Origin of the sequence: Palleronia pontilimi (genome assembly GCF_016412875.1) — a bacterium.
In the GTDB taxonomy this organism is placed as follows: Bacteria; Pseudomonadota; Alphaproteobacteria; order Rhodobacterales; family Rhodobacteraceae; genus Palleronia; species Palleronia pontilimi.
In genome coordinates this window covers 1-19,997 of record NZ_JAEKPD010000021.1, presented here as the reverse complement: position 1 = coordinate 19,997, position 19,997 = coordinate 1, and the positions used below count along the sequence as shown (strand labels likewise).

Annotated in this window: 15 protein-coding genes and 2 pseudogenes; 9 read left to right on the top strand and 8 right to left on the bottom strand. The window is 58.0% G+C overall.

The genetic code is table 11. The features are described 5' to 3' along the window. Window positions 1-337: 337 nt before the first annotated feature. Window positions 338-592 (top strand): hypothetical protein, encoded by a 255-nt coding sequence (locus ILP92_RS16355; protein ID WP_198917493.1) that lies wholly within the window; start codon window positions 338-340, stop codon window positions 590-592. Between the two features lie 8 nt (window positions 593-600). Here ILP92_RS16355 and ILP92_RS16350 read toward each other — a convergent pair whose 3' ends face one another. The 7 genes and pseudogenes from ILP92_RS16350 to ILP92_RS16320 all read right to left on the bottom strand — a co-directional run bounded on the left by ILP92_RS16350 (window position 601) and on the right by ILP92_RS16320 (window position 10,826). Next, window positions 601-3,675 (bottom strand): helicase-related protein, encoded by a 3,075-nt coding sequence (locus ILP92_RS16350; RefSeq protein ID WP_198917492.1) that lies wholly within the window; start codon window positions 3,673-3,675, stop codon window positions 601-603. Continuing rightward, window positions 3,672-5,525, bottom strand: coding sequence for a phospholipase D family protein (locus tag ILP92_RS16345; protein ID WP_198917491.1), 1,854 nt, complete (start codon window positions 5,523-5,525; stop codon window positions 3,672-3,674). Before ILP92_RS16345 ends, ILP92_RS16350 begins: the two co-directional genes overlap by 4 nt. After that, complete coding sequence (locus ILP92_RS16340) at window positions 5,522-6,748, bottom strand: DUF6361 family protein (protein ID WP_268968562.1); 1,227 nt, start codon at window positions 6,746-6,748, stop codon at window positions 5,522-5,524. Before ILP92_RS16340 ends, ILP92_RS16345 begins: the two co-directional genes overlap by 4 nt. A 477-nt stretch (window positions 6,749-7,225) precedes the next feature. After that, the gene (locus ILP92_RS16335; RefSeq protein ID WP_198917489.1) at window positions 7,226-8,143 is read right to left on the bottom strand and encodes a plasmid partitioning protein RepB C-terminal domain-containing protein; all 918 of its coding nucleotides are present in this window, start codon (window positions 8,141-8,143) and stop codon (window positions 7,226-7,228) included. Further along, window positions 8,140-9,048, bottom strand: a complete 909-nt coding sequence (locus tag ILP92_RS16330) for a plasmid partitioning protein RepB C-terminal domain-containing protein (RefSeq protein WP_198917488.1) — start codon at window positions 9,046-9,048, stop codon at window positions 8,140-8,142. Before ILP92_RS16330 ends, ILP92_RS16335 begins: the two co-directional genes overlap by 4 nt. Further along, window positions 9,048-10,619: pseudogene (locus ILP92_RS16325) on the bottom strand (recombinase family protein). The gene ILP92_RS16330 and the pseudogene ILP92_RS16325 overlap by 1 nt, the downstream one beginning before the upstream one ends. Window positions 10,620-10,634: 15 nt before the next feature. After that, window positions 10,635-10,826 carry a hypothetical protein gene (locus tag ILP92_RS16320; protein WP_235971518.1) on the bottom strand — a complete coding sequence of 64 codons (192 nt, stop codon included), beginning with the start codon at window positions 10,824-10,826 and terminating at the stop codon, window positions 10,635-10,637. A 114-nt stretch (window positions 10,827-10,940) separates the two neighbouring features. On the opposite strand from ILP92_RS16320, the gene ILP92_RS16315 reads away from it, so the two are divergent. The 5 genes and pseudogenes from ILP92_RS16315 to ILP92_RS18600 all read left to right on the top strand — a co-directional run bounded on the left by ILP92_RS16315 (window position 10,941) and on the right by ILP92_RS18600 (window position 12,881). Continuing rightward, window positions 10,941-11,255 carry an XRE family transcriptional regulator gene (locus ILP92_RS16315; protein WP_198917486.1) on the top strand — a complete coding sequence of 105 codons (315 nt, stop codon included), beginning with the start codon at window positions 10,941-10,943 and terminating at the stop codon, window positions 11,253-11,255. A 92-nt stretch (window positions 11,256-11,347) separates the two neighbouring features. Next, window positions 11,348-11,602 (top strand): ribbon-helix-helix domain-containing protein, encoded by a 255-nt coding sequence (locus tag ILP92_RS16310; RefSeq protein ID WP_198917485.1) that lies wholly within the window; start codon window positions 11,348-11,350, stop codon window positions 11,600-11,602. A 4-nt stretch (window positions 11,603-11,606) separates the two neighbouring features. Continuing rightward, window positions 11,607-11,915, top strand: a complete 309-nt coding sequence (locus ILP92_RS16305) for a type II toxin-antitoxin system RelE/ParE family toxin (protein WP_198917484.1) — start codon at window positions 11,607-11,609, stop codon at window positions 11,913-11,915. Window positions 11,916-12,329: 414 nt separating this feature from the next. After that, window positions 12,330-12,449 (top strand): annotated as a pseudogene (locus ILP92_RS16300) (integrase core domain-containing protein); the annotation flags it as partial. 255 nt (window positions 12,450-12,704) lie between these two features. After that, window positions 12,705-12,881, top strand: a complete 177-nt coding sequence (locus ILP92_RS18600; RefSeq protein WP_235971517.1) for a hypothetical protein — start codon at window positions 12,705-12,707, stop codon at window positions 12,879-12,881. Here ILP92_RS18600 and ILP92_RS18595 read toward each other — a convergent pair. Next, window positions 12,863-13,168, bottom strand: coding sequence for a hypothetical protein (locus tag ILP92_RS18595; RefSeq protein ID WP_235971516.1), 306 nt, complete (start codon window positions 13,166-13,168; stop codon window positions 12,863-12,865). The two genes, ILP92_RS18600 and ILP92_RS18595, sit on opposite strands and share 19 nt — an antisense overlap. Before the next feature lie 472 nt (window positions 13,169-13,640). Here ILP92_RS18595 and ILP92_RS16290 point away from each other — a divergent pair, with 472 nt between their 5' ends. The 3 genes from ILP92_RS16290 to ILP92_RS18750 are packed head-to-tail and all read left to right on the top strand — an operon-like array spanning window position 13,641 to window position 18,301. Beyond that, window positions 13,641-13,853, top strand: a complete 213-nt coding sequence (locus ILP92_RS16290; protein WP_198917483.1) for a hypothetical protein — start codon at window positions 13,641-13,643, stop codon at window positions 13,851-13,853. Next, window positions 13,850-14,494: a hypothetical protein gene (locus ILP92_RS16285; RefSeq protein ID WP_198917482.1), complete on the top strand. Its 645-nt coding sequence runs from the start codon at window positions 13,850-13,852 to the stop codon at window positions 14,492-14,494. The genes ILP92_RS16290 and ILP92_RS16285 overlap by 4 nt, the downstream gene beginning before the upstream one ends. Window positions 14,495-14,506: 12 nt before the next feature. Continuing rightward, window positions 14,507-18,301 (top strand): hypothetical protein, encoded by a 3,795-nt coding sequence (locus tag ILP92_RS18750; protein WP_198917481.1) that lies wholly within the window; start codon window positions 14,507-14,509, stop codon window positions 18,299-18,301. Window positions 18,302-19,997 lie beyond the last annotated feature (1,696 nt).

Here is a 19,997-nt window from a genome sequence, read left to right as displayed (position 1 = left end):
CCAGTTCGCAATGGCCCGGATACCGGGGAGAAGGTCAGCGGAGACGCAAAGCGCCGTCCTGCCGCTGGTCCCGTATCTTGAAACGCTCCGCTGGGTGTTCATCGCGGTGGCACTCGGTGGCATCGCGGTCACCATCTATGCCCGCCTCGACGACTGGCGCCGGGGGCGGCGATGATCGGCGGGCTCCTCACCGGGATTGCCGCCAACCCCTGGATGCGGTCGGCGCTGCACTACGGCGCCATCGCGCTCGCCACGCTCCTGTTCCTAGTTGCGCTTCGGCGCTCCGGGGAGCGAGCGGGACGCCTCGTCGAACGCCTCGAAGCCACGGAGAAGGCCAATGATGTCCAACGCCGGATGCTGGAAGCGGCGGCTCGCCGCCCTCGTGATCGCGACGAACTTGCTGACCGGCTGCGCGACGGGGCTTTTTGATCCAACCATTGCCACGGTCTGCCCGCCCGTGGTCGAGTATCCCAACGAGGTCCAAGCGCGCGCGGCTGAGGAACTCGCGTTACTTCCAGAGATGTCCGCCATCGTCGAGATGCTCGCCGACTACGGCGTCATCAGGGACCAAGCCAGAGCATGCACGCTCTGATCGCAAGCTCATTTCTTGCACGACAAAAAGCATTCTAGCTCATTGCCACATGGCATAGGCCGTTGCCGAAGCCCCATCGCAGACAGGTCAAGAATTAACGGTTGCAGCAGAGCGCGGGTAGTCGCCCCACCTCGTGAAAGCACGTCGATGAAGTCCTCCTGATTGGGCTGTCCCAGAGCCAACCTATAGATCATGCGCTGTTCTCGAAGTTGGGCGAAGCGGACGATATCCCGTCCAAACGGGCGCTCGAAGACGTGACGACGAATTTCGGCACCATCGTACACCCACCAGGGGCGAAGGCCGCTCGCATCGACCAGACGCTCAGCGTGAAATTCTACGCTATGCCAAGGGGAATGGTGTGCCGCAGTACGATCTTTCAGCACGTCACCACGCAAATCTGCCGCCAGTCTGCGTCTGACGGCTAAACCAGCATAGCGTTGGATGCGACCCTCTCGCTGTTCGATATCGAGAGGGTTTGACGAAAGATCCCAATGAACCACGTGCGCGCACCAGGGATGAAAATCGAGACCCTCCTGACCAACCGATGTTGTTGCCAGCACATGTGGCCAGAAGGGTGTGTTGAAGCTGCGCCGAACCTCATCGGGTCGGACAGGAGCGGCTTGCCCCACGCCGCCGTCCACCTTAACGGCGGGTTGGGTCTCGGCGTCGCCGAACGGCACGGCGACGTGGCAGCGCACCGGGATCTTATGTGGCGCACCTCCTATTGCATGAAAGCTAAAGGTGCCTGCGCGTAGTCCGAGCGACGATTGAAGGTCCTTGGCGAGACCAGCTGCGCCCTCTTGGAGATTTTGCGATCGCAACCAGAAATGCTCGTCCAGGACGCTTTCGAAGCCGCCATCGACCACGGCGCCCATGACTTGCTCGACTGCGCTCTTCCCCGGCAGCGATGACAGGATCACCGGGTTGTCGAGGTAGGCGCGCAATCCCTGCCAACAGAGCTGGACCAACTCGGGATAGCGTGTCGGATCAAGGATTGACGCATCATGCCGTAGCAATGCCCGTCCTAGCGCGACGCCAGGCGCCCCGATCGCATAGTCCACAAGATCAGAAAGCTCGACAGGGGAAAGCCGCTCAATCGGCTGCGCCTGGCGCCATTTTCGAACCGCAGACTTCGCGGCACGATCATCACCGATTGCGCTGCCCCAGCCTGAGGCGGATTGTTCGACAACACCTGCTGTCCGTTCTATCGACGATAGAATCCGGGCAATCGATCTGTGCCGCCTGCGGGCCTTCACGGTGTCGCGTTCAATGATGCCCTTGGGGAGTGCGGCGAGAATTTGTCGCCGAACCTCTTTGCGTACAGCGCCGAGCGTCGCTCCGGCTTTCGCAAGCGGGTTCGTGTTCCGGATTAACCATGGCGACGGATGGAATGCGGCCATCACTGGCCCCGGCTCGGCCCCCAACTTGAACCGACGGCGCTTATAAGCCTTCTCGTAACCGCCGTGCTTCTTGGGAAGACAGTGCGCCTCGACGCCAAAGCTCAGAAGCGCCGCCACGCTAGGGGGCGTTGCGCGAAAGCGGCTGAACATCAGGAGCTTGGGATCGGCTCCCGAACCGTTCCACCCGCCGGATAGTGGCCACCAAGGTAGTGACGGCGCGACCCACGGGAGCGAAAGCTCCTTGGGAGAAGCCACGCTGTTCAGAGCGCGAAGCTTCGCGTCAGGCCATGTCGTAGGCGCGTTGAGTTTGTTGCGGCGCTCCCGGGTCATCTTAGTGAGCTTCGGTGCTGCCCTGAATTTGGCGCGCTTCCATGCTGCATAGCGTGGACCAAGCGATTGGGCGGGCATCGGAACGGACGACCAATATGGCAGGGCCTCGTAGCGCATCTGCTCTGCAAAGCTCTCGACTAGATGTCGATAGACCCGAAAATCCTCTGGCAACGGGTCCGCATCGAGAAATTGCGTCGCAGCGAGTGGATCGGCCGACGCCACACTGTCCCGCTCAGTGCGCGACATGACTGGCGTCAGAAGGCCGCGGAGCTCATCTCTTAGTCTGGCCGCTTGGGCGACTTCAGCCGCCAACTCGGGACTACTCGCATCTGCATGCGCCGCAATATCACGTAACTTGTCGCCGAAGTCGGCAAAAAGCACCTTCGCACGCTCTCGAACATCGGCGCCGGCAAGAAATTCGATCAGTTCTAGAAGTTGCGAGTGAGCAAGCGCACCGCGCGCCTCTTCCCATCGTGTGCTTAATAGCCGATATGGCGTAGCGCTAAGCAGCAAGACTGCCGGCGGGACAACCAAATGTTCAGGTTCCAGAAGAGCCTTAAGAAGCGGGTCTGCGTCCTTTTCGTCAAGAATTTGCCGGTAGCGCTGAAATTCATCGAGAATGACTAAATCGGGCGGCTGATGGCGAAGCGTTGCCAGTGCAAGGGCGCGCCTGAGGCGGCCGACGAAGGTGGTAGGCTTGAGCGGCTTAATTTTTCGGGCCGCGTCGCCATACACAGCCAGATCGAGCATCGTGCGGACGGGCTCGCCGAACTCAGCCGCAAGGGCCTCGCGAAACCTCTTCCGCAAATGGGGCGGCGACGCCGCGAACTTGTGCTCCGCATCCTTGATGGCCCACTCCCATGACCCACGCGCGCTCAACTGCAATATGTCCGGATCGAGATTGCGTGAAAAAGCAGGATAGCTCTGCTCGAGCAAAACCTTCAGGAATGCTCGTTCTTCCTTGCGTCCTCCAGTCAGACGTACCCTCCCCCCGGGAAAGGACGTTGCGGGAGTCAGTGCGTAGACAAGGACGGGACTGTCCGGCCGTCTCGCGACTGCAATCAGCGAGAGCCGATCTGGTGTTGCGATAGCGGCTTTACGTGAATAATCCTTGAGGAAGTCAACAACTCGGCTCTTGTTTTGGTGCGAAACCGCATGACCGTTGGCTATATAGTAAATGACCAGGGGCGCCCTGCCATCCTCCGACATGCGGCGAGCCAATTCCTTCGCTACCACTGTTTTTCCGAGACCGACTTCATCCGCCACCAGAAATCGCCGACGCCCATTATGATCTCCAAAGGCCGCGAGCGCCGCATTGACTGCAGCTTCCTGGAACGGCTTCGGCGCGCTCACCGGCTTCTACCCTTTACTTCGGTGGAGCCCAGCCCAGTTCGGAGCTTGCTCCACAACTCCTTGAAGCTCCTCAGCATTTCAGCGGTTAGCTTATCTTCCTGTTCGGCCTGTTCGAGCACCGCAGGCAGATACTGAGAGACCCGCCGTTCAATCTCGCGGAACTTTACCGGATCGCGGGCCCATGCCGCCAACATCGCTTCTAAAGTTGGCAACGAGGAGTCGAATGTTGATTTCTCCTCTTCACTCGTCCGTTCCCGCGGTTCGTCAATCGTCCAGTCGCCGTCGCTCTGTGTATCATCATTTGCGAGCAATCCGGCCACCCAAAGAAGAAACCCTCGCGCACCAAGAAAGCGCACGAACGCGGCACGGTCTCGATCCTCCCCAAACGGCGGCTCCGCCGGTGCTCGTTGCAGCCATGAGAGACCTTTGTCCTTGCGGCTGACACGCAAGCGCACGAGCTCGCTTCGGTCAGATGGAACGACATGCCCAAGATGCACGTCGGCTTGTCGTGGCGGCCAGATCAGAAGGTCACCGTGAAGAGCGCCGACTTCCAGCAGGATGTCGGCTTCGTCAGGATGTGGCCCGTCGGGATGTAGATCGGAACGATGGCTGAGACGTATCCCCTCGCCATTAATTCTGAGCGAAGCGGACCATCGCGCCGCCACCTGCGCGCGCGCCCGTTCGAGCGCTTCCTCTTCCAAAACCTCTGCGTCGGGCAAATGCTCGCCGCTGGGCGCGTCGACCAGACGGGCTGACCCCAGCAGCGCCTTTAGCCCTCTTTCGACCGGCTCGGTGACAACCAGTTCGGCCGTGGCTTCAGCGTTGCGTCCAGTCCAGGCCCGGAGGGTCGCGTTCGCGCTTCCCAGCCACAGGGTGCGTTTGCGCCCAGTTCGCATGAACAGCAATTTGGCATGGAGGCCGCGTCCGACCTCTTCTTCCTCATCCTCGGTCGAAGTGACATCGGATGGCCACTCGGCGGACCGGGACTCAAGCTCCGGATCACCCACGGGATAATCAGGTGCATCCAGCGCCAGCAAGTCGTCGAATGCTGCCAGTGACGGACCAATCCGCTCAATCTCACGTACCGTAGTCAGCAAAACACGCCTAGACTGTTTTGTACCCTTCACGAGCTGACGAGCAAGAAATTGCTTGTCTATAAAGGGACTTACCACAATGACTTCATCGACATCCGGCGGCGGGACTGGAACGGGCTGATCTCCAGTTCCGGCAGACCAGCGAATGCGCTCAACCCGTACGCCCGCCGGAGAACGCCAAGCTACCTTTGCGATCGTCGCCGCGAGCGAGGCCGGGCGCAGCCCCTTCAGTTCGGCCCTTTCAGCCAGCGCACGCGCCATCTCATCCGCACCAGCGATCAGTGCGCCGCCCTTGGTGCCTGAGACAAGCAGTAACCCGATGTCGCGGTTCACGTTTTCGGTGAGATTTCGGCTTCCGATCCAAAGCCGCCAGCCAGTCTCTCCGGTAGTGTTGCGTGTTCGAACGAGAGCTACCTTGGGGTGCCAGCTATGGGTGGCTTCATCGAAATCGACCTCGCGCACGAATTGGTCCAACACTGCTGCGATGCGCGGTGTCCGACGCATCTTTGCTAGGCGGCCACGCTGAATGACAATCCGTGCCTTCCCTCGCAGTCGCTCGACCGCATCAGCGAAATCTGAGGGACTACCTCGGCCCGCATCTGTGTCTTTGCCTGCCAGGGCAAGCAAAGTAGCGCCGATTGATCCCAGGTCAGCCGAATAGGACGCCAGCAGTGCCAATTCGGCACTTTCACCGGGACCGGGACGTAAACCCTCTAGAAACGAGAGCGCCGCCCAGTTTTCGACTGCGCCGCTCATTGGGCGCCCGCAAGATCATTGAGAAGCATGCTGACCTGCTCCCACCTGTAGTGGAGCGGCCCCGCGAGACCATGTTCATCGCTCGACCATTCGAGCCGTCGGGCACGACCATGGGGTGTAACCGCGAGGCGTGCGCGTGGGCCCTTTCGGGCCTCAGCCGCAGCATAGACGTCGAAGAGTGGGGCGGGGTTCTGTGATTTCGAGGCCACCCAATCCTTAGTAGTTGTCAGTACAGCCCGCAATTTCGTTGGCAGCGCGCCAATGTCCGCCTCGAGAGCACCTACATCAAGTCTTACTGCAAGCGAACCATGATCTTCGACGACGGCAGCAAGGTGGTCGCGATGTCGAGTCGAAGTCTCCCGCTTGTCATCGGTCTCGACAATCCGTTCCAGTAGTGCATCGTAGACAGCACGGCCGACACCCGCGAGGTGCGCAGCCTGATGAGCGCGCGCAAGTGCGGATTTATCGGGGCCGGCGATCTCCCGGGTTTCAGTGGCCCACATTCCGTCCGGTGCCACAGTCTCAGTCCGCACCAATCGCGCGAGCAGTGATGCCTCGTGTCCACCATTGCTCCGCAACTGGCCAAGCCGCTCGCGCAGGAAAGTTGCTTCTTCAGTCGTAAGCTGAAGGGAGATATGCCCACTTCTCCAGTTCGCCGGTCGTTTAGGGAGTGGCACGAATGGTGGATCGAAACTGACAAGCGGTTGGCCGTCGTCATCCATCGCTGTTCCAGCGCTCTTAAGCAGCCGATGCGCCTGCGCCCGGGAAATGGTCCGCCCATCAAGGCGCCTACGCAGTAGGCCCCAGACCGCGAGCGCATTCCAGTACACCGTTGACGGCGGCTGGCTCGAAGGTTGGGGGAAGACGCGCCCGCCGATCACTTGGGATTCTCCAGCATCCTTGAGCCGCCCAGCGAGCTCCCTTTCCCGTTCGCGCATGGCACGCATGGCAGCAGGACCTGTCAAACCTGCCAAATCCTCGAACAGCCAAGGCACAAAAAGAATATAGCGGGCTCGGGTATGCAGCACTGATGTGCCCGGAAAGAAGCGGTCGGCGTAACGCTGATGAATCGTTAGAAAGCCAATCTCGTCGCGCACGCCCATGGACTCTTCGTCCATCTGAGCCTTAGCGCGGGACAGTGCCTCGCGGGACAGAAAAGTCCAGCCTAGCGCCGACTCCACTTGCAGCGCATTGCGCGCGCCGGTTGATCTTAACTGGCGCATCGCTCTGAGCCCCACTACAACTTCTAAGTTACAGAAAAAATTGGGTTCATGCTACTAGGCTTAGTTCAGGACTCAAGATCAAAGCTGGCACCATCTCGATGGTGGAACGGAGGGGTCTTACCGCGAGCGCGAGCCATCACGAGGCGTCTACACGTTTCTTGACTGGCGATGATGAGTTCGCGGCATCGTCGTTGTTAGGGCGATGCGGCGATTACCGATGACACCTTCTTGCTGCAATGGGTGGATGACGCTCTCGCTTCGTAAGGGCGTGCCGGAGTAGCCCGACCTCCGACACGCCCCGAATGAGACGCAGCCGCTGGCGCGGCCGCGCAGCTGGCGAAAACTCGAGCCAGCCTGGTGGGCTCCGAGCGGGTTCGCCGCCATCCCCACCACCGCGCTCGATCCGGCCCACAGTCCGGCGTCTCCCGCGGTCCCCGCGCTTATTGGGTCCGGGTCCCCTTCATTCGCCGCGAACGGCTACTCGGCGTCGGCGGCCTCGGCAGGCGTGATCTCGGTGATCGTCTGGAACTCGCCGAGGAACTCGGGATGGTTCTGCGCCAGGTAGCGCACGACCCGGGCGTTCCCGAGCAGCTTGCCGACATAGCCCTTGATCACGGTCAGATGCAGGTGGTCCTGGCCGTAGGTGTCCTGGATCGAGGCGATACCCTCCTGCAGGCGGGCCAGTTCCTGTTCCATGCGCGCCATCGCCTCGGGCGTGATCCCCTTGACCTTCTTCGGCTTTGAGGATTCCACCAGTTGGGCCTGTGGCGTTCCCGCGAGGATCGCGTTCACGTAGGCGACGGAGTAGTTGTTCGCGTTGACCAGCAGTTCGGCCGCCTCGATCTGGCGCATGGTCTTCATCTTGCGAAGCGCATCGAACACGGCATTCGTGCAGGGCTTGTCTTTCAGGATCGCGACGGCTTCCTCGCAGATGCCGTCCAGCAGGCGCGCCTTGCGTCGGATGCTGCTCATGTTGAGGTCGAGCGCGAGCGCGATCTTCTCTTCGGGGACGCCGCGCTCGATCGCCTTGCGGATCATCTTGTGTTCCTGGATCGGGGCGAGGCGGCTGACCTGTCTATTGTAGGTGAAGGCCTCGTCGTCGGTGGAAACGAGACATTCCACCTCGCTCTTGCCCGCGTCCTTCAGCGCCTCGATCCGCAGGTGGCCGTCCAGCAGCAACCAGGTCGCGGACTTGTCCGGATTTCGGACGACGACGGGCGGCTCGACGATCCCGATCTGGGCGATGGAGGCCACGATCTGCCGGTACTTCCGGCTGGATTTTGCGGACTTGCCGAGGGCGCGCAGTGGCAGGATCGCGTCGATGGGGAGGGTTATGCAGTCGTCCTCGAACCCGAGCGTGACGCTCTTCGGCGCGTCGCGAGCGTCGCGTTTCATGTGAGTGCCCCCTCAGTCATGGACCGCGCGAGATCGGCGGGCATCGTCTCAAGCCCCTCCGCCCTGAGCAGGGTCATGAAATGGCCGTCCGCGCAGAGCTTGCGGAAGGCCTCGCGCACGAACATCAGCCGGCTCTGGGTGAGCTCGGCCTTCTTGATCAGAAGCTTCTGGCGCGTGGCTTCCTGCTGATACGCCCGGACAAGGCCCTCGCTCGTCAGCGCCCGTTTCGGAGGCTTGCGTCCCAGTTGGTTGCTGTGGAGCTGCGGGCCGCGCAGTTCGCGCTGCTGGATCAGGCGGCGCACGAGCGCCAGCTTCCGTCCCCGAAGCTTGTTCTGGGTGTAGGCGTCCATCAGCGCCTTCTGCGCCCCCTTCGCGTCTGTCTTGGAGATCTGGATGGCGAGGTTCAGCGGGAGCACGCCGGTCTCCACGGCCGAGACCAGGCGCTCCTCACCTTTCTCCAACAGGCCGGCGATCATGTTCACATATTCAGTGGACACGCCGATCTTCTCCCCGATCTGGCGGTCGTTGTAGCCGCGCTCGCGGAGAGCGCCGATCTCGCGCATCAGGTCGATGGGGTTGTGCTGCCTCCGCGCGCAGTTCTCCACGAGACTCATCACGAGGCAATCGCTCTCGTCAGCGTCGATCACGATGGCGGGGATGCGGTCCTGCTTCAGTTCGATGAAGGCCTCGAGGCGGCCCTGACCGCAGACGAGGTCGTATTCCTGCGGGTCGGTCCCGGCACGCGGCGCCGCGGTGATCGGCCGCTTCAGGCCGATGCGGGCGATGTTGTCCACCATCGCCTCGAAAGTGCGCCGGTTGCGGACGCGGGGATTTAGGACCCGGATCCTATGGGTCGGAATCAAGGTCACCTGCTTCTGGCTGGTCGGCTCCATGTCGTCGGGCATCACGCCACCTCCGCGATCCTGGCCCGCGAGGCGAGCGCGTAGAAGAATTCGAGCGTGTCGAACCGGTACGCATCGAGCGCGAGCCCGTTCTGCTCGGCGAATTTCAGTTTCCCGAAGGTCATGTCGATGCTGGGAAGCACGTAATAGTCGCGCGGCGCCTCGTTCACCTCGTCCATGCGCACGGCGATCGTGATGTCCGGCACGAGGCCAGTGTCGAGGCGGATACGCCAGCGCAGCGACCCGGCCGCCGTCGCCGTGCAGCGGGCCAACACGATGGACACGGAAAACTCGTCGTTGATGCGAACGAGGTCAGTATCCGGGTCCTGCACAGCCCGCCCGCCGTGCAGCGTGACCCCGGCGATGATCTCGGCCACGATTTGCGGATGCGCCTGCCGCAGCGCCCGGTTCACCTCGATGTAGCTGTAGTCGCGATCCGGCTCGTAGCCGATCAGCCGGTAGGCGCGCAGAAGGCTGCCAAAGCGGCTGCGATAGGCGCTGGAGGATGGCAGGTCGTCCTCCTCGTCGATGATCAGGCCCGACAGCATGCCCTGTCGCTGGAGGATCGCGCGCAGCGCGTCGAGCAGTTCCTCGTCCGAGAAATGGCGGCTGCGGGCATCCACGATCTCTCGCGCACGCAGGAAGAGCGCCTGATCGACGATGGCGGGATAGGCGCCCTCCGCGCGGATCCACATTTCGCGCGGGTTCACCACGCGGCGTTGCTTCAGCTTGAAGGACACCTTCGCGAAGACATTGTTCCCGATGTATTTTTCGTTTGTCAGCACCTGATGGACGGTCGCACGTGTCCAGGGGCGGTCGAGATCGGTGCGGTGGCCCTCCGCGTTCAGGGTCTCCGCGATCTCGCGCTCTAAGCGCCCCTCATTGACGAACATCCCGTACATGCGCTGAACGACCCGCTGCTCCTCCTCGGGGCCGGGCACCAGGATCACGCGATCGGTCTGCAGGCTCTTCTGTTCACCACGAGACAGCTCGCCCTTCGGATGGCCTTGCTCGTCGATCAGCACCCGCCGCAGCCCATAGCCAGCCGCGCCGCCTTGGCGATAGCCCAGCTCGACGAGACGGCATTGCCCGGCGAAGACCTTCACCGACAGCTCCCGGCTGTACTCGCCGGCCATCACGCGCTTCACGGTCTTCAGGAGGTTCGAGCCGATGCTGCCGTCGTTCTCGAACTGCTCGCCGCAGTAGTGGACCTGGATGCCGGCACGGGAACATACATGCTCGTGGTACGCGCCTTCGTCGGCATCCTGAAACCTGCCTCAGCGGCTGACGTCGTAGACGAGGATGGCCTTGAAGTCGGCCAGGCCTGATTGAACTTCGCCCATCAGGTTCTGTAGCGCCTCGCGACCATCGAGGCGGAGTCCGGAGCGCCCAGAGTCCTCGAAAATGCGCAGGATCTGCAGGCCGCGGGCGGCGGCATAGCTGCGGATGACATCCAACTGGTTCTCGGTCGAATACTTCTGGTGATCGGTCGACATCCGGACGTATGCGACGGCGGGCACGTCGGGCTCTGATTGGCTGCCGCCAGCCTCCCTGTTTGCCTCACGCCCTCGCATCTGCCCGGCTCCGGTTCACGTCGCAGCAATCCGGTCGGGACGGTCCGGACCGTTGTGCATGCTGCCGCGATCATTTGAGCATGCGAGCGCCGGAAAGTCGTTTCCGGAAAAGGGCAATTCCTTTCCGGTCCCGGCGCATTGGCGGATCGCCTGCAGCGCGCGGCCGTCCACGCGCTCGATAATCTGCGGTCCCGTTTCGCAGGTCATATCCGCCCCCTTCAAGTGAATGGTCCGTTCCGACCGGCGGCCAAACAGGACCGCCGCGGGAACAGATGGATTCTGCCGTTTTCTTGGCTCTCCAAAGATTTAGCGGAGAGAAACATGAAGATGCGCGTGAAGATGGGCACAGTTGTTCCGAAGATGGGCACAGTTGTGCACCTCGAAGAGATCCCCGGCGACTATCGCGCCGCCATGGCCATGGCATTGCACGCCGAGCTCGGATCGACCCACCGGGCGATCAAGTCCGCCATGCGGTGGACGGGCGCCAGCGAGCGAACCGTGAAATACTGGTTCGCGGGCGAGCGGGGGCCGAGCGGCGATCACCTCGTGTCGCTCGCGCGTCATTCCGATGCCCTGCTGATCGCGCTGCTCGCGCTGGCAGACCGGTTGATTGTGGAGGAGGCCGAGGACCAGTAGCGCCGATAGGGAGTCGTGTCGCGCGGCCTCGCTACCCTTGTGTCGTGTTCGATTTTGGTTATCTTGAATACACACCGATCAGGGAGAGCGCCATGCCTCGCACCACCACAATGACCGTCCGCGTGAGCGGCGCCCTGAGCGAGTTCGTTGCGACCAATGTCGGTGAGGACGGCGCTTATGAGAACGTGAGCGAGTATATCCGCGACCTGATCCGTCGCGACAAGGAGCGTGCGGAGCGCGAGGCATTCGACCGATTGAAGGCTGAACTGAACCGCGCCTTCGCCGCGCCCGAAGACAGCTACAAGCCGCTGACCGCTGCTGACGTGATCGCCCGGAACCGGAACTGAGCCCATGGCGATCCGGGTCCAGGAGGCGGCCTCACTGCGCCTCGACGAGATCTACCGATACACCCGCGACCGCTGGGGCGAGGCGCAAGCCGAGATCTACATCACCGGTCTGTTCGCCACCTTCGAGCAGATCGAGGCACGCGGCGTCATGTCGAGGCCCGTGCCGGCCGAGTTCGGAGTGGAAGGCTACTTCTTCCGCTACGAGCGGCATTTCGTGTACTGGCGACGGCTCTCAAATGGCGACATCGGTATCGTCACGATCCTTCACGAGCGGATGCATCAGATGGATCGCTTCAAGGAGGATTTTGGGTAAGTCTCTGTCCACACGTAATTTTTCTGGATAGTGCGGGTACTGCGGCCGACGGGTCAGACTTGGAGAACGTTGGATCCCGGTCCCGCTCCCTCCGCCATTTTGCATCGTTGATCGATCTGAATGAGCTGCGGTGAGTGGAGATCTCAACATCCTTTCATCCGTTCAGTGCGTAGTGTAATTGACCTGCTCCCCTGAATTTTTTTTGATCAAAGAGAGGGTCCGTTCCGTGTTTGGTCCTGTCTTGACCGTTGGTGATACACCCAAGTATCGCATCCAGAGAGCCCCTCAAAGACTTGGAGCAGAAGGGGCGTCGGCCAGCCTAAATTGAGGATGGGCTTGATGATGGCAAGTTCCTAGAGGATTTCCTGATCGCCGAGCAGCCCTCACAGGCGGGTTGAGACAGCACTAACCACCATCGTCATGACCTCTAGTGCGCGTCGCCCGACATGTGCGCGAAGCCTGATCGCCACCTGGCACGACGACTACAACCATCACCGCCCCCACACGAGCCTCGACGGGCTCACCCCGTGGGAGTGCCTACCGCGTCGGCAATTTTCCGACTCCCGGTCAACTCAGACAACGAATAACCTATCTTCTTGGCTTTGGCTTCAACAGATGCGACTGCATCCTGGCGCTGACGCGTCTAATACGTGTCGATCGCCTTCCTCACCTCTCTCTGGAGCTTATTCAGCTCGCCGAGGGATGGTTTTCCTGGATCAAACTTTGCCATATCAACCTAGCCTCACGATGCGATACCGGCTTAATGGCGACTGTGATTGAGAAGCTATATTGTGGGATAGTCGCACTGGTTATGGCGGCGTGTTTGGTGCGGATCATGGCGTGGCTGCAGGCTGCCAGGCCGAAAAGTTTGTGGACGAATTCGATCTCGCGCTGAACACCCAGGCCCAAGTCGTCGAAATGTCTGTTCTTGATCGTCCGAACGGCTTCTATGCCGCAGAATGTTGACTTCGCAGATCGACGGCTTTGAAAAATCTGGTGATGTCCGAACGGCCGCCTCTGCGCCGCGTCATCTCTCTCAGTGCGGCCGTCTCGCTATTTCTAATCGGTGTGGGTGATGCGTCGAACTGGGAATCATAGCGACGGTTTTCACCTTGGATGACCTTGCAATGCATCGGCGCCCAATCAGTGCATATCATGATCGGGCGATGGAGCCTGACCTTTCCGATCGCCTTGCGCAGAAAGGTTTTCGCGTCGGTCGCTTTGCTTCGGGCCGTCAGTCTGGACTCGATCATCTGTCCGTGCCGATCAATCGCACGCCATAGGAATCGCCACCTTCCGCCGACGCTTTTCGATGCGATATGCAAATCCAGGCCCAAATTCCTGCACTCACCGACAGACTGTCGACCGATCGACCGTCACGTGCCGTTCGATCAGCAGATCCGCCATATCCCGGTAGGAAAGCTGATATCTCAGGTGCATGCGAACAGTATAAAGCATCATGATCGCTGGAAATCTCTGGTTTTGAAAGGTTCCCGGTGGGGCATGGCTCACCGCTCTTTCCCGGCAGCGTCAGGAAGGAGCGACGATTACTATACAAGTCCCCGCGCACGACCGCGACGTGCGGAAGCCGTCCGAGGGTGATGAGCACCGGAAGGTCAGGGAACCGCTGGACGATTTACGGGATAAGCCGCGCTACCGGTTGGAGATAAGCGCTGAACGCGGGCAAAAACAAGGACAAGAGGTCGTGAAGGATCGAGATCTACCGTGATCCAGGACTTAGTCAATGATCCACCGTCTGTCGTCGGCGCGGCAAATTCGGTCTTTTTCGGCGTTCGTGAGCAGGCGACGTTTGGTGTAACGGACAAATTACTTGTTGCGGCGACGCAAAAGTTCGGCTGTTATCATGTCAAGCTGTCTAAAAAGACAGGAGCGACGGGCCATCCGGGCGTCTCCGAAAGTGATGGAGTGAACAGATGATCTTGTCCTTGGCGAAACTCTATTCATTGCTGCGCACCGCCATAGGCGTCTGCGTATTCGTTACGTTACCTGCAGTCCTGAGTGCCGCGGAAGATGCGGAAGAGCTTGAGCGTGAGTTTCCGAGGTCGGCTTTCGAGGTATCTATTGCAGATCTCAGTGCCGTTGAAGAGCGCCCGTTTATGTTCGCCGGGAGAATAATGGACGAGGAGCGGCCCCGGTGGAGAGAATTTGAGTCGGCTCTGAGTAAGCGCCCAACTGCCTTATCGTGCCTGATCTACGCAGATGATGCGGGACCTGTTTCGTTGCTTTCCTTTGATTGGTCCAATTTTACGTTGATCCATGAAGAAGAAGTATGCGTATTTCGGGTATTCTCTCGTTTTGACGATATAAAGATGGCCGCCGCATGGATGGCTTGGTCGGGATTTTCATCGATTAGGACGATCAGTGATCCTGATGGCAAGACGCCGTTCGCCGCCAATGGCCTGGCGGAGCCAGAATATCTTTATTCACAAACTGGATATCCAAGTGGGTTCTTGCAGCGAAAAGTGGCCAACCTTGTCGTGAATGCTTATAGAATTGGTGTAAAGTATAATCGTGAAATGGCGATAGTAAGCGCGTCATTTTCGAAAATCTCAAAATAGGGATCACTAGTAATGGGTACCATCACGATTGGCGCGAACTATATCACTGGTCCAGCGGCTGCGGGACATTGGGGCCATTTGCAGATCTTACAACCCGGTTCCGGAAGTGACAGGTTCGAGATTGAAGTACAGTCATATGAATTCAATTTCAGACAATGGATCTTTAGACAATTCCTTTTCGAAGAGGTTCAGTCGGTAGTGGGATCCGGTGGCGCGGTTCCAGAATTCGACTCAGAGAACTGGAGCGAAACAACAGTCACTGTTCCGGGTGTGTCCACAGACTCATTGTGGGATACTCTTGGCTTGATACATGCACAGTTTCGCGAAAATGATCCAGCATATACCTATGGTATCGGCCAGAATAGTAATTCATACGTCGCGACACTCCTCTGGATGGTTGGCGCTGATCTTTTTTCGGCGATTGATAACCTTAGAACGGATGAAATTACTGGAACATACGTTGGGGATACGCTTCCTGTTGGCTTACTTGCTGCGCCATTTTTTTTCATATTTCCGGAGGCGTATGACCCCTTCCCGGGCGCGGATCGTAATCTGCTGACGGATGGATACGGCTTTGGTGGAAGTATCGAATGGGATATTAACCTAGAGTTATCAAATGAAGAAAATTTCATTCAAACTGGTCCGGGTGACGACATTATACATGGCATGGCCGGCGACGACACAATCGTAGGAAATGGTGGTAACGACATTCTGTCTGGCGGTCAGGGCAATGACATCCTGAATGGGGGTGCGGATTTTGATGCGGTAGACTATTCAGAAGAAGCAGGCGTAGTTCGAAAAATCGGTATTGTCGGCACAATCGGCGGATTAGGCGGTTCTGATATTGCTCAGACAGTGGGCTCTGAGAATCTTGTTGAGGTGTTCTCTACCGACGGCGGGCACGATCTACTAATTGATATCGAGCTTATAACCGCCACAGACTTCGATGATTTATTTCATGTGTTCGACCTCGTTTCGCTCAGTCAAACAGCGATTGATGGAGCAGGGAGTGATCGGTTTGGCGATACAATAAGCACGCTAAGCGGGAATGCCGGTGCGGATATAGACTTGGTGTCGCAAACCGTCTACGCGGACCCTCATGGGGTGCGATCCGTTGCTGTAGTAATTAACGAATTCGAGAATGCAGTCGGCAGTAACTTTGACGACGTCCTATCCGGGGACGCCTTAGGCAATATACTCGTTGGAGCCGGAGGATCGGATGAGCTTTCTGGCGGAAGCGGAAACGACATCCTTATAATTGATGGAAGCGACACCGAGATATTCGGCGGGGAAGGTCGCGATATCGTTTTCATTGACGATGATTCGGGCGTTACTTTTGATGCCGAAGGCACCGGTGTTGAGGTTGTAATTGGCGGCTCGGGCTCTGATGTGCTTTCCGCGGCGACTACTCAAGGTGGTCCAGTAGTCTATCTGGCCGGAGGGGATAGTGCTGATACTCTGAATATTAGTATCAATGGTGGCGAGACGGATCCCGTTGTAGTTTGGGGCGGACTAGAAGAAGATACGATAAGTATCTCCGACAACCGAGAGGTTTTTGGTCCGGGTGGTGATCTGCCTCTCGGTATTCTTGGTGTAAGTGTGACGAACCTTTCGGAGGATAATTTTCATCTCTTCGATCCGTCATCTCTCGGTTTTGATCTCTCCTCGATTGACGTCTTGATCCTCAATCCTGAGGCTTCGGATAAGTACCAGATTAATGGATATGACATAATAATCTCGCCACAGGTATACTCTGTAGGATTGCCTGCAGAGGAATATACCTGGATAGACGGGGAAGAAACTATTGAGTACGTTACTTACCCAGGCGTCGTCTTCAAAGGAGTAAATGGTAGAGATCATGTCGACACATTTGATATTACTTTTATGGATGGTGTCGAAACTGCTGTTGCTCCAGCTGCCATCCCGGGTCTCTTGACACTTGATTTATCACTCGATGGTGATGGTAACCCGCTTGACGGTGCGACCGATGACTGGCCCGCGGGCTATACCCCCCAGAATTCAGATATGTTTTTCGAAGCCTTCAGGACGCCTGATACGAATTTAGATACTCACGTTTGGACTGGATTTTACGCACAGGGTCAATTTTATCCCTCCGGCTCCATATTTCCGAGTGTTCCGCATCCTGGACAGCTAGGGGAGTGGTTTTTTGCGGGGGCATCTATATCAAATAGCGGGATTTTGTTCACTGAGATTCCTTCGGTCTCAATAGAGTCGAGTAGTTCGTTTTCTTATAGCGAATTTCTTGATGGTCTTACTGTCCCCCAAGTAGGTTCTTTTGCAGTGGGCGGCACCGGCGATGGAACCGTTTTTTTCGGGTACGCAGGTACAAATTCGGCCACAGAGTCAGCTTTTTGGAATCTTTTCGGAACCTCCGCAAGCGATGTCATCGATAGCAATTATATCGATGAGCAAGGCTCGGTAGTTACCCAGCAAGGACAGGTAATATATGGCGAAGGCGGAAACGATTCGATCTATGACGGCGCAGGCGATGATATCGTCTTCGGCGGAGATGGTAACGACTTCTTCTACGCTGGTGATGGCTCTGATATCCTCGATGGCGGCGAAGGTACCCAGGATGTCGTGTCCTACTCACGCTCTAACATCGGCCTGACTATCGACATGCTGGATGCACTGAACAGTACCGGCATCGCGGCTGGCGACACATTCATCAGTATCGAGCGGCTTCACGGCACTGCGTATGACGATACGATCGTCGTCGATGCCGGTCTGCGTGCATACGGGAATGCGGGAAACGACATCCTACAGGACAGCGCGGGTACCCAAAGACTGACTGGGGGAAGCGGTGCCGATACGTTCCGCTTCGTCGCGGGAGATGGCGTCCAGGATCGCGTCTCGGACTTCCAACTCGGCATCGACCTGATCGATATCAGCGCCTGGGGTGTGACATTTTTTGATCAGTTGACTTTGACCGAGCGCGTAAACGGTCAAGGCAACCCGACAGGTGATGTCACACTTGAATTCGGGTCCGAAAGCGTGCGTCTCGACGGGTTTTCCGATGCCGATATCGCCTCATTTGGTGCGACCGACTTCATCTTTGCGGACGGACCTCCGGCAACCGGGAATGGCGTCGTCAAAGGAACATCTGGTAACGATATCATCAATGTCTCCTTCATGGATGAGGACGGCGACATGATCTCGGACAATGGCCAGCTGATCCAGGGCATGGATGGCGCAGATAGTATCTATGACGGTGCCGGCGACGATACGGTCGAAGGCGGAGCGGGGCGTGATCAACTTTACGCCGGAGGAGGGTCGGATGCCTACGATGGCGGAGCCGACCGGGACATGGTGGTCTACCGGGCGTCTACCGTTGGACTGACCATCGATATGCTGGATGGGTCCAACGGCACTGGCATTGCGGCTGGCGATACCTTTGCGAGCATCGAGCGTCTCTACGGCACCGACTTCGGCGATACGATCGTAGTGGGTGCGGGGGTCTGGGCGTTCGGGGAAAACGGCGATGACGTTCTTCAGGACAGCAGCGGATCGGAGCGGATGTCTGGGGGCCAAGGCGCCGACACCTTCGTCTTCACGCTCGACGGCACGATGGACCGCATCTTGGACTTCGAGCTCGGTACGGACATCATCGACTTGTCGGCCTGGGGCGCGTCGTCCGTAGCCGATCTGACAATCGTTGAACGCACGAGCGGTCTAGGTACCCCTCAAGGCGATCTGCTGCTCACATTCGGGTCTGAAACAACCCGGATCGATGGTTACGATGCGAGCTATATTACAAGCTTCGACGACAGCAGTTTCGTCTTCTGAGGACGTTGCAGGTTCTTGGCGCAACGACACCATCGTTACGCCAGGAACTGGTGCGTGCAGGTGAGTGAGAGCTGATCAACTGCAGAACAGCCACACAGTCTGGCTTGGAGTTTCAAACTGGTTATGCTCGGCGGCAGCAGTGCGGACAATGTGGGCACTCGAGCATTATGCATTGGTAGAGGGCGCACAAGGAGTTTGCCTGCCCCAGCCGGCATGGAATATCGCTGACGACATTTATCAACTTGATCTCGATTGCCCTCGGTGGAGGACTCGTAGCGATATTTTGAACTCTCGGCGGTCGCTCGACAGCAAATGATAATCTTTGAAAACTCTAAAACTGGAGCGACAAGTTTCTGGTCGGTGTTGTAGTTGCAATGGCGCTTCTCGATATGAGAATTGTCTAGCTTGTTCGGTCGATTGCCTTTAGCGTTGTGCATTCAAGAAAAATCGTGTCTCCTGTGTCGCAGAAATTCTTGACCATCCAGGCCAATCAACACCACCGTCGTACTCGAAGTCCACAGTTTGAGCGTGAAACCATGCGGCGCCAGATCATCGTAAGCTCAAGCTTTCTTCCTGCGGAACAGGAACACAGACATAGCGGACTATTAGTCAGTAGGTTGTCCTCGGTCTTGCATTGTTCGAGAGCCGTGATGACCCAGGCGGGCCAAGGCAGCGCCCCGACCAAGTCAGCGCAGGGGGGGTGTCGATACTTCGGTAAGCCTTTCGTGCTTTTAGTGCCAGATGTCAGCTCTGAAAAACTGGATCCCATCTCGCGCGCGGCTAATTCCGTTGCGGCACGAACTTCTTTCTCCAATCGATTTGGATCCCTTCGCGACCTGTTACTCAAACCTCTTGATGTCTTCCAACGATATCTCTTCGAGTTTGATCTCAGCCATTGTTATTGCTCCACAAGGTGCTTGGTGCCGACTACAATGATAGCTCAAGGCAGGATACAGGGAGACATTTCTAATCTAGATGTAACGCCCGATAAGCCATTCTGCGTTCTTTTAGAAAGCCCCGGCGTCTCGTCTTTCAAGCCAATTTCGGTTTTAATGCGGAACGATGCACTATTAAATTTTTGCGATGATCTGAATGTTACCCGAAAAGTATCGGCTTTCCGTCGTTCATGATCATAGTTTGACTCGTACGATTAATACTCGACCGAGGCTCTTCGCCACTCCTTCGAATAATTTCTTGGCACTGGCACTTCTAAATTCCACGGCCCCTCAGTCTTTTGCACTGATTTCAACAGTCCAGAGGCCGGACAACCAGGTCAAAAAAATTCTTTCAGAACGCGCGTAATCGCCTAAGCTTTGACACGTCCCGCACTCCTGAGAAGATCCCAAGTGAGACTATACCTAGGATCTTCGTCGCAGCGCAGCATAGGCGATCGATCCGCCCAACCCGATGAAGATGACGCCGAGGGCAAAATGTCGCCGGTTGAAATCGTTGGAACATTTGAATTATGACGTTGGTGGAAAATAGCGTCGCAGTGATCGAATGTAAGATCACAGCGAGAAATCCACAGGTCACGACGACCATGGCCAAAAACCAGTTGGATGCCGCAGAGGGAATAAACGCTGTCACACCGACCCAAAGAAAAGCGCCGCCTTGGGGTTCGTGATGCTGATGATGATACCGCACCTGCACGATTGCGTTAACGGTCTGTCATGTGCCTCGGATATATTTATGTTGA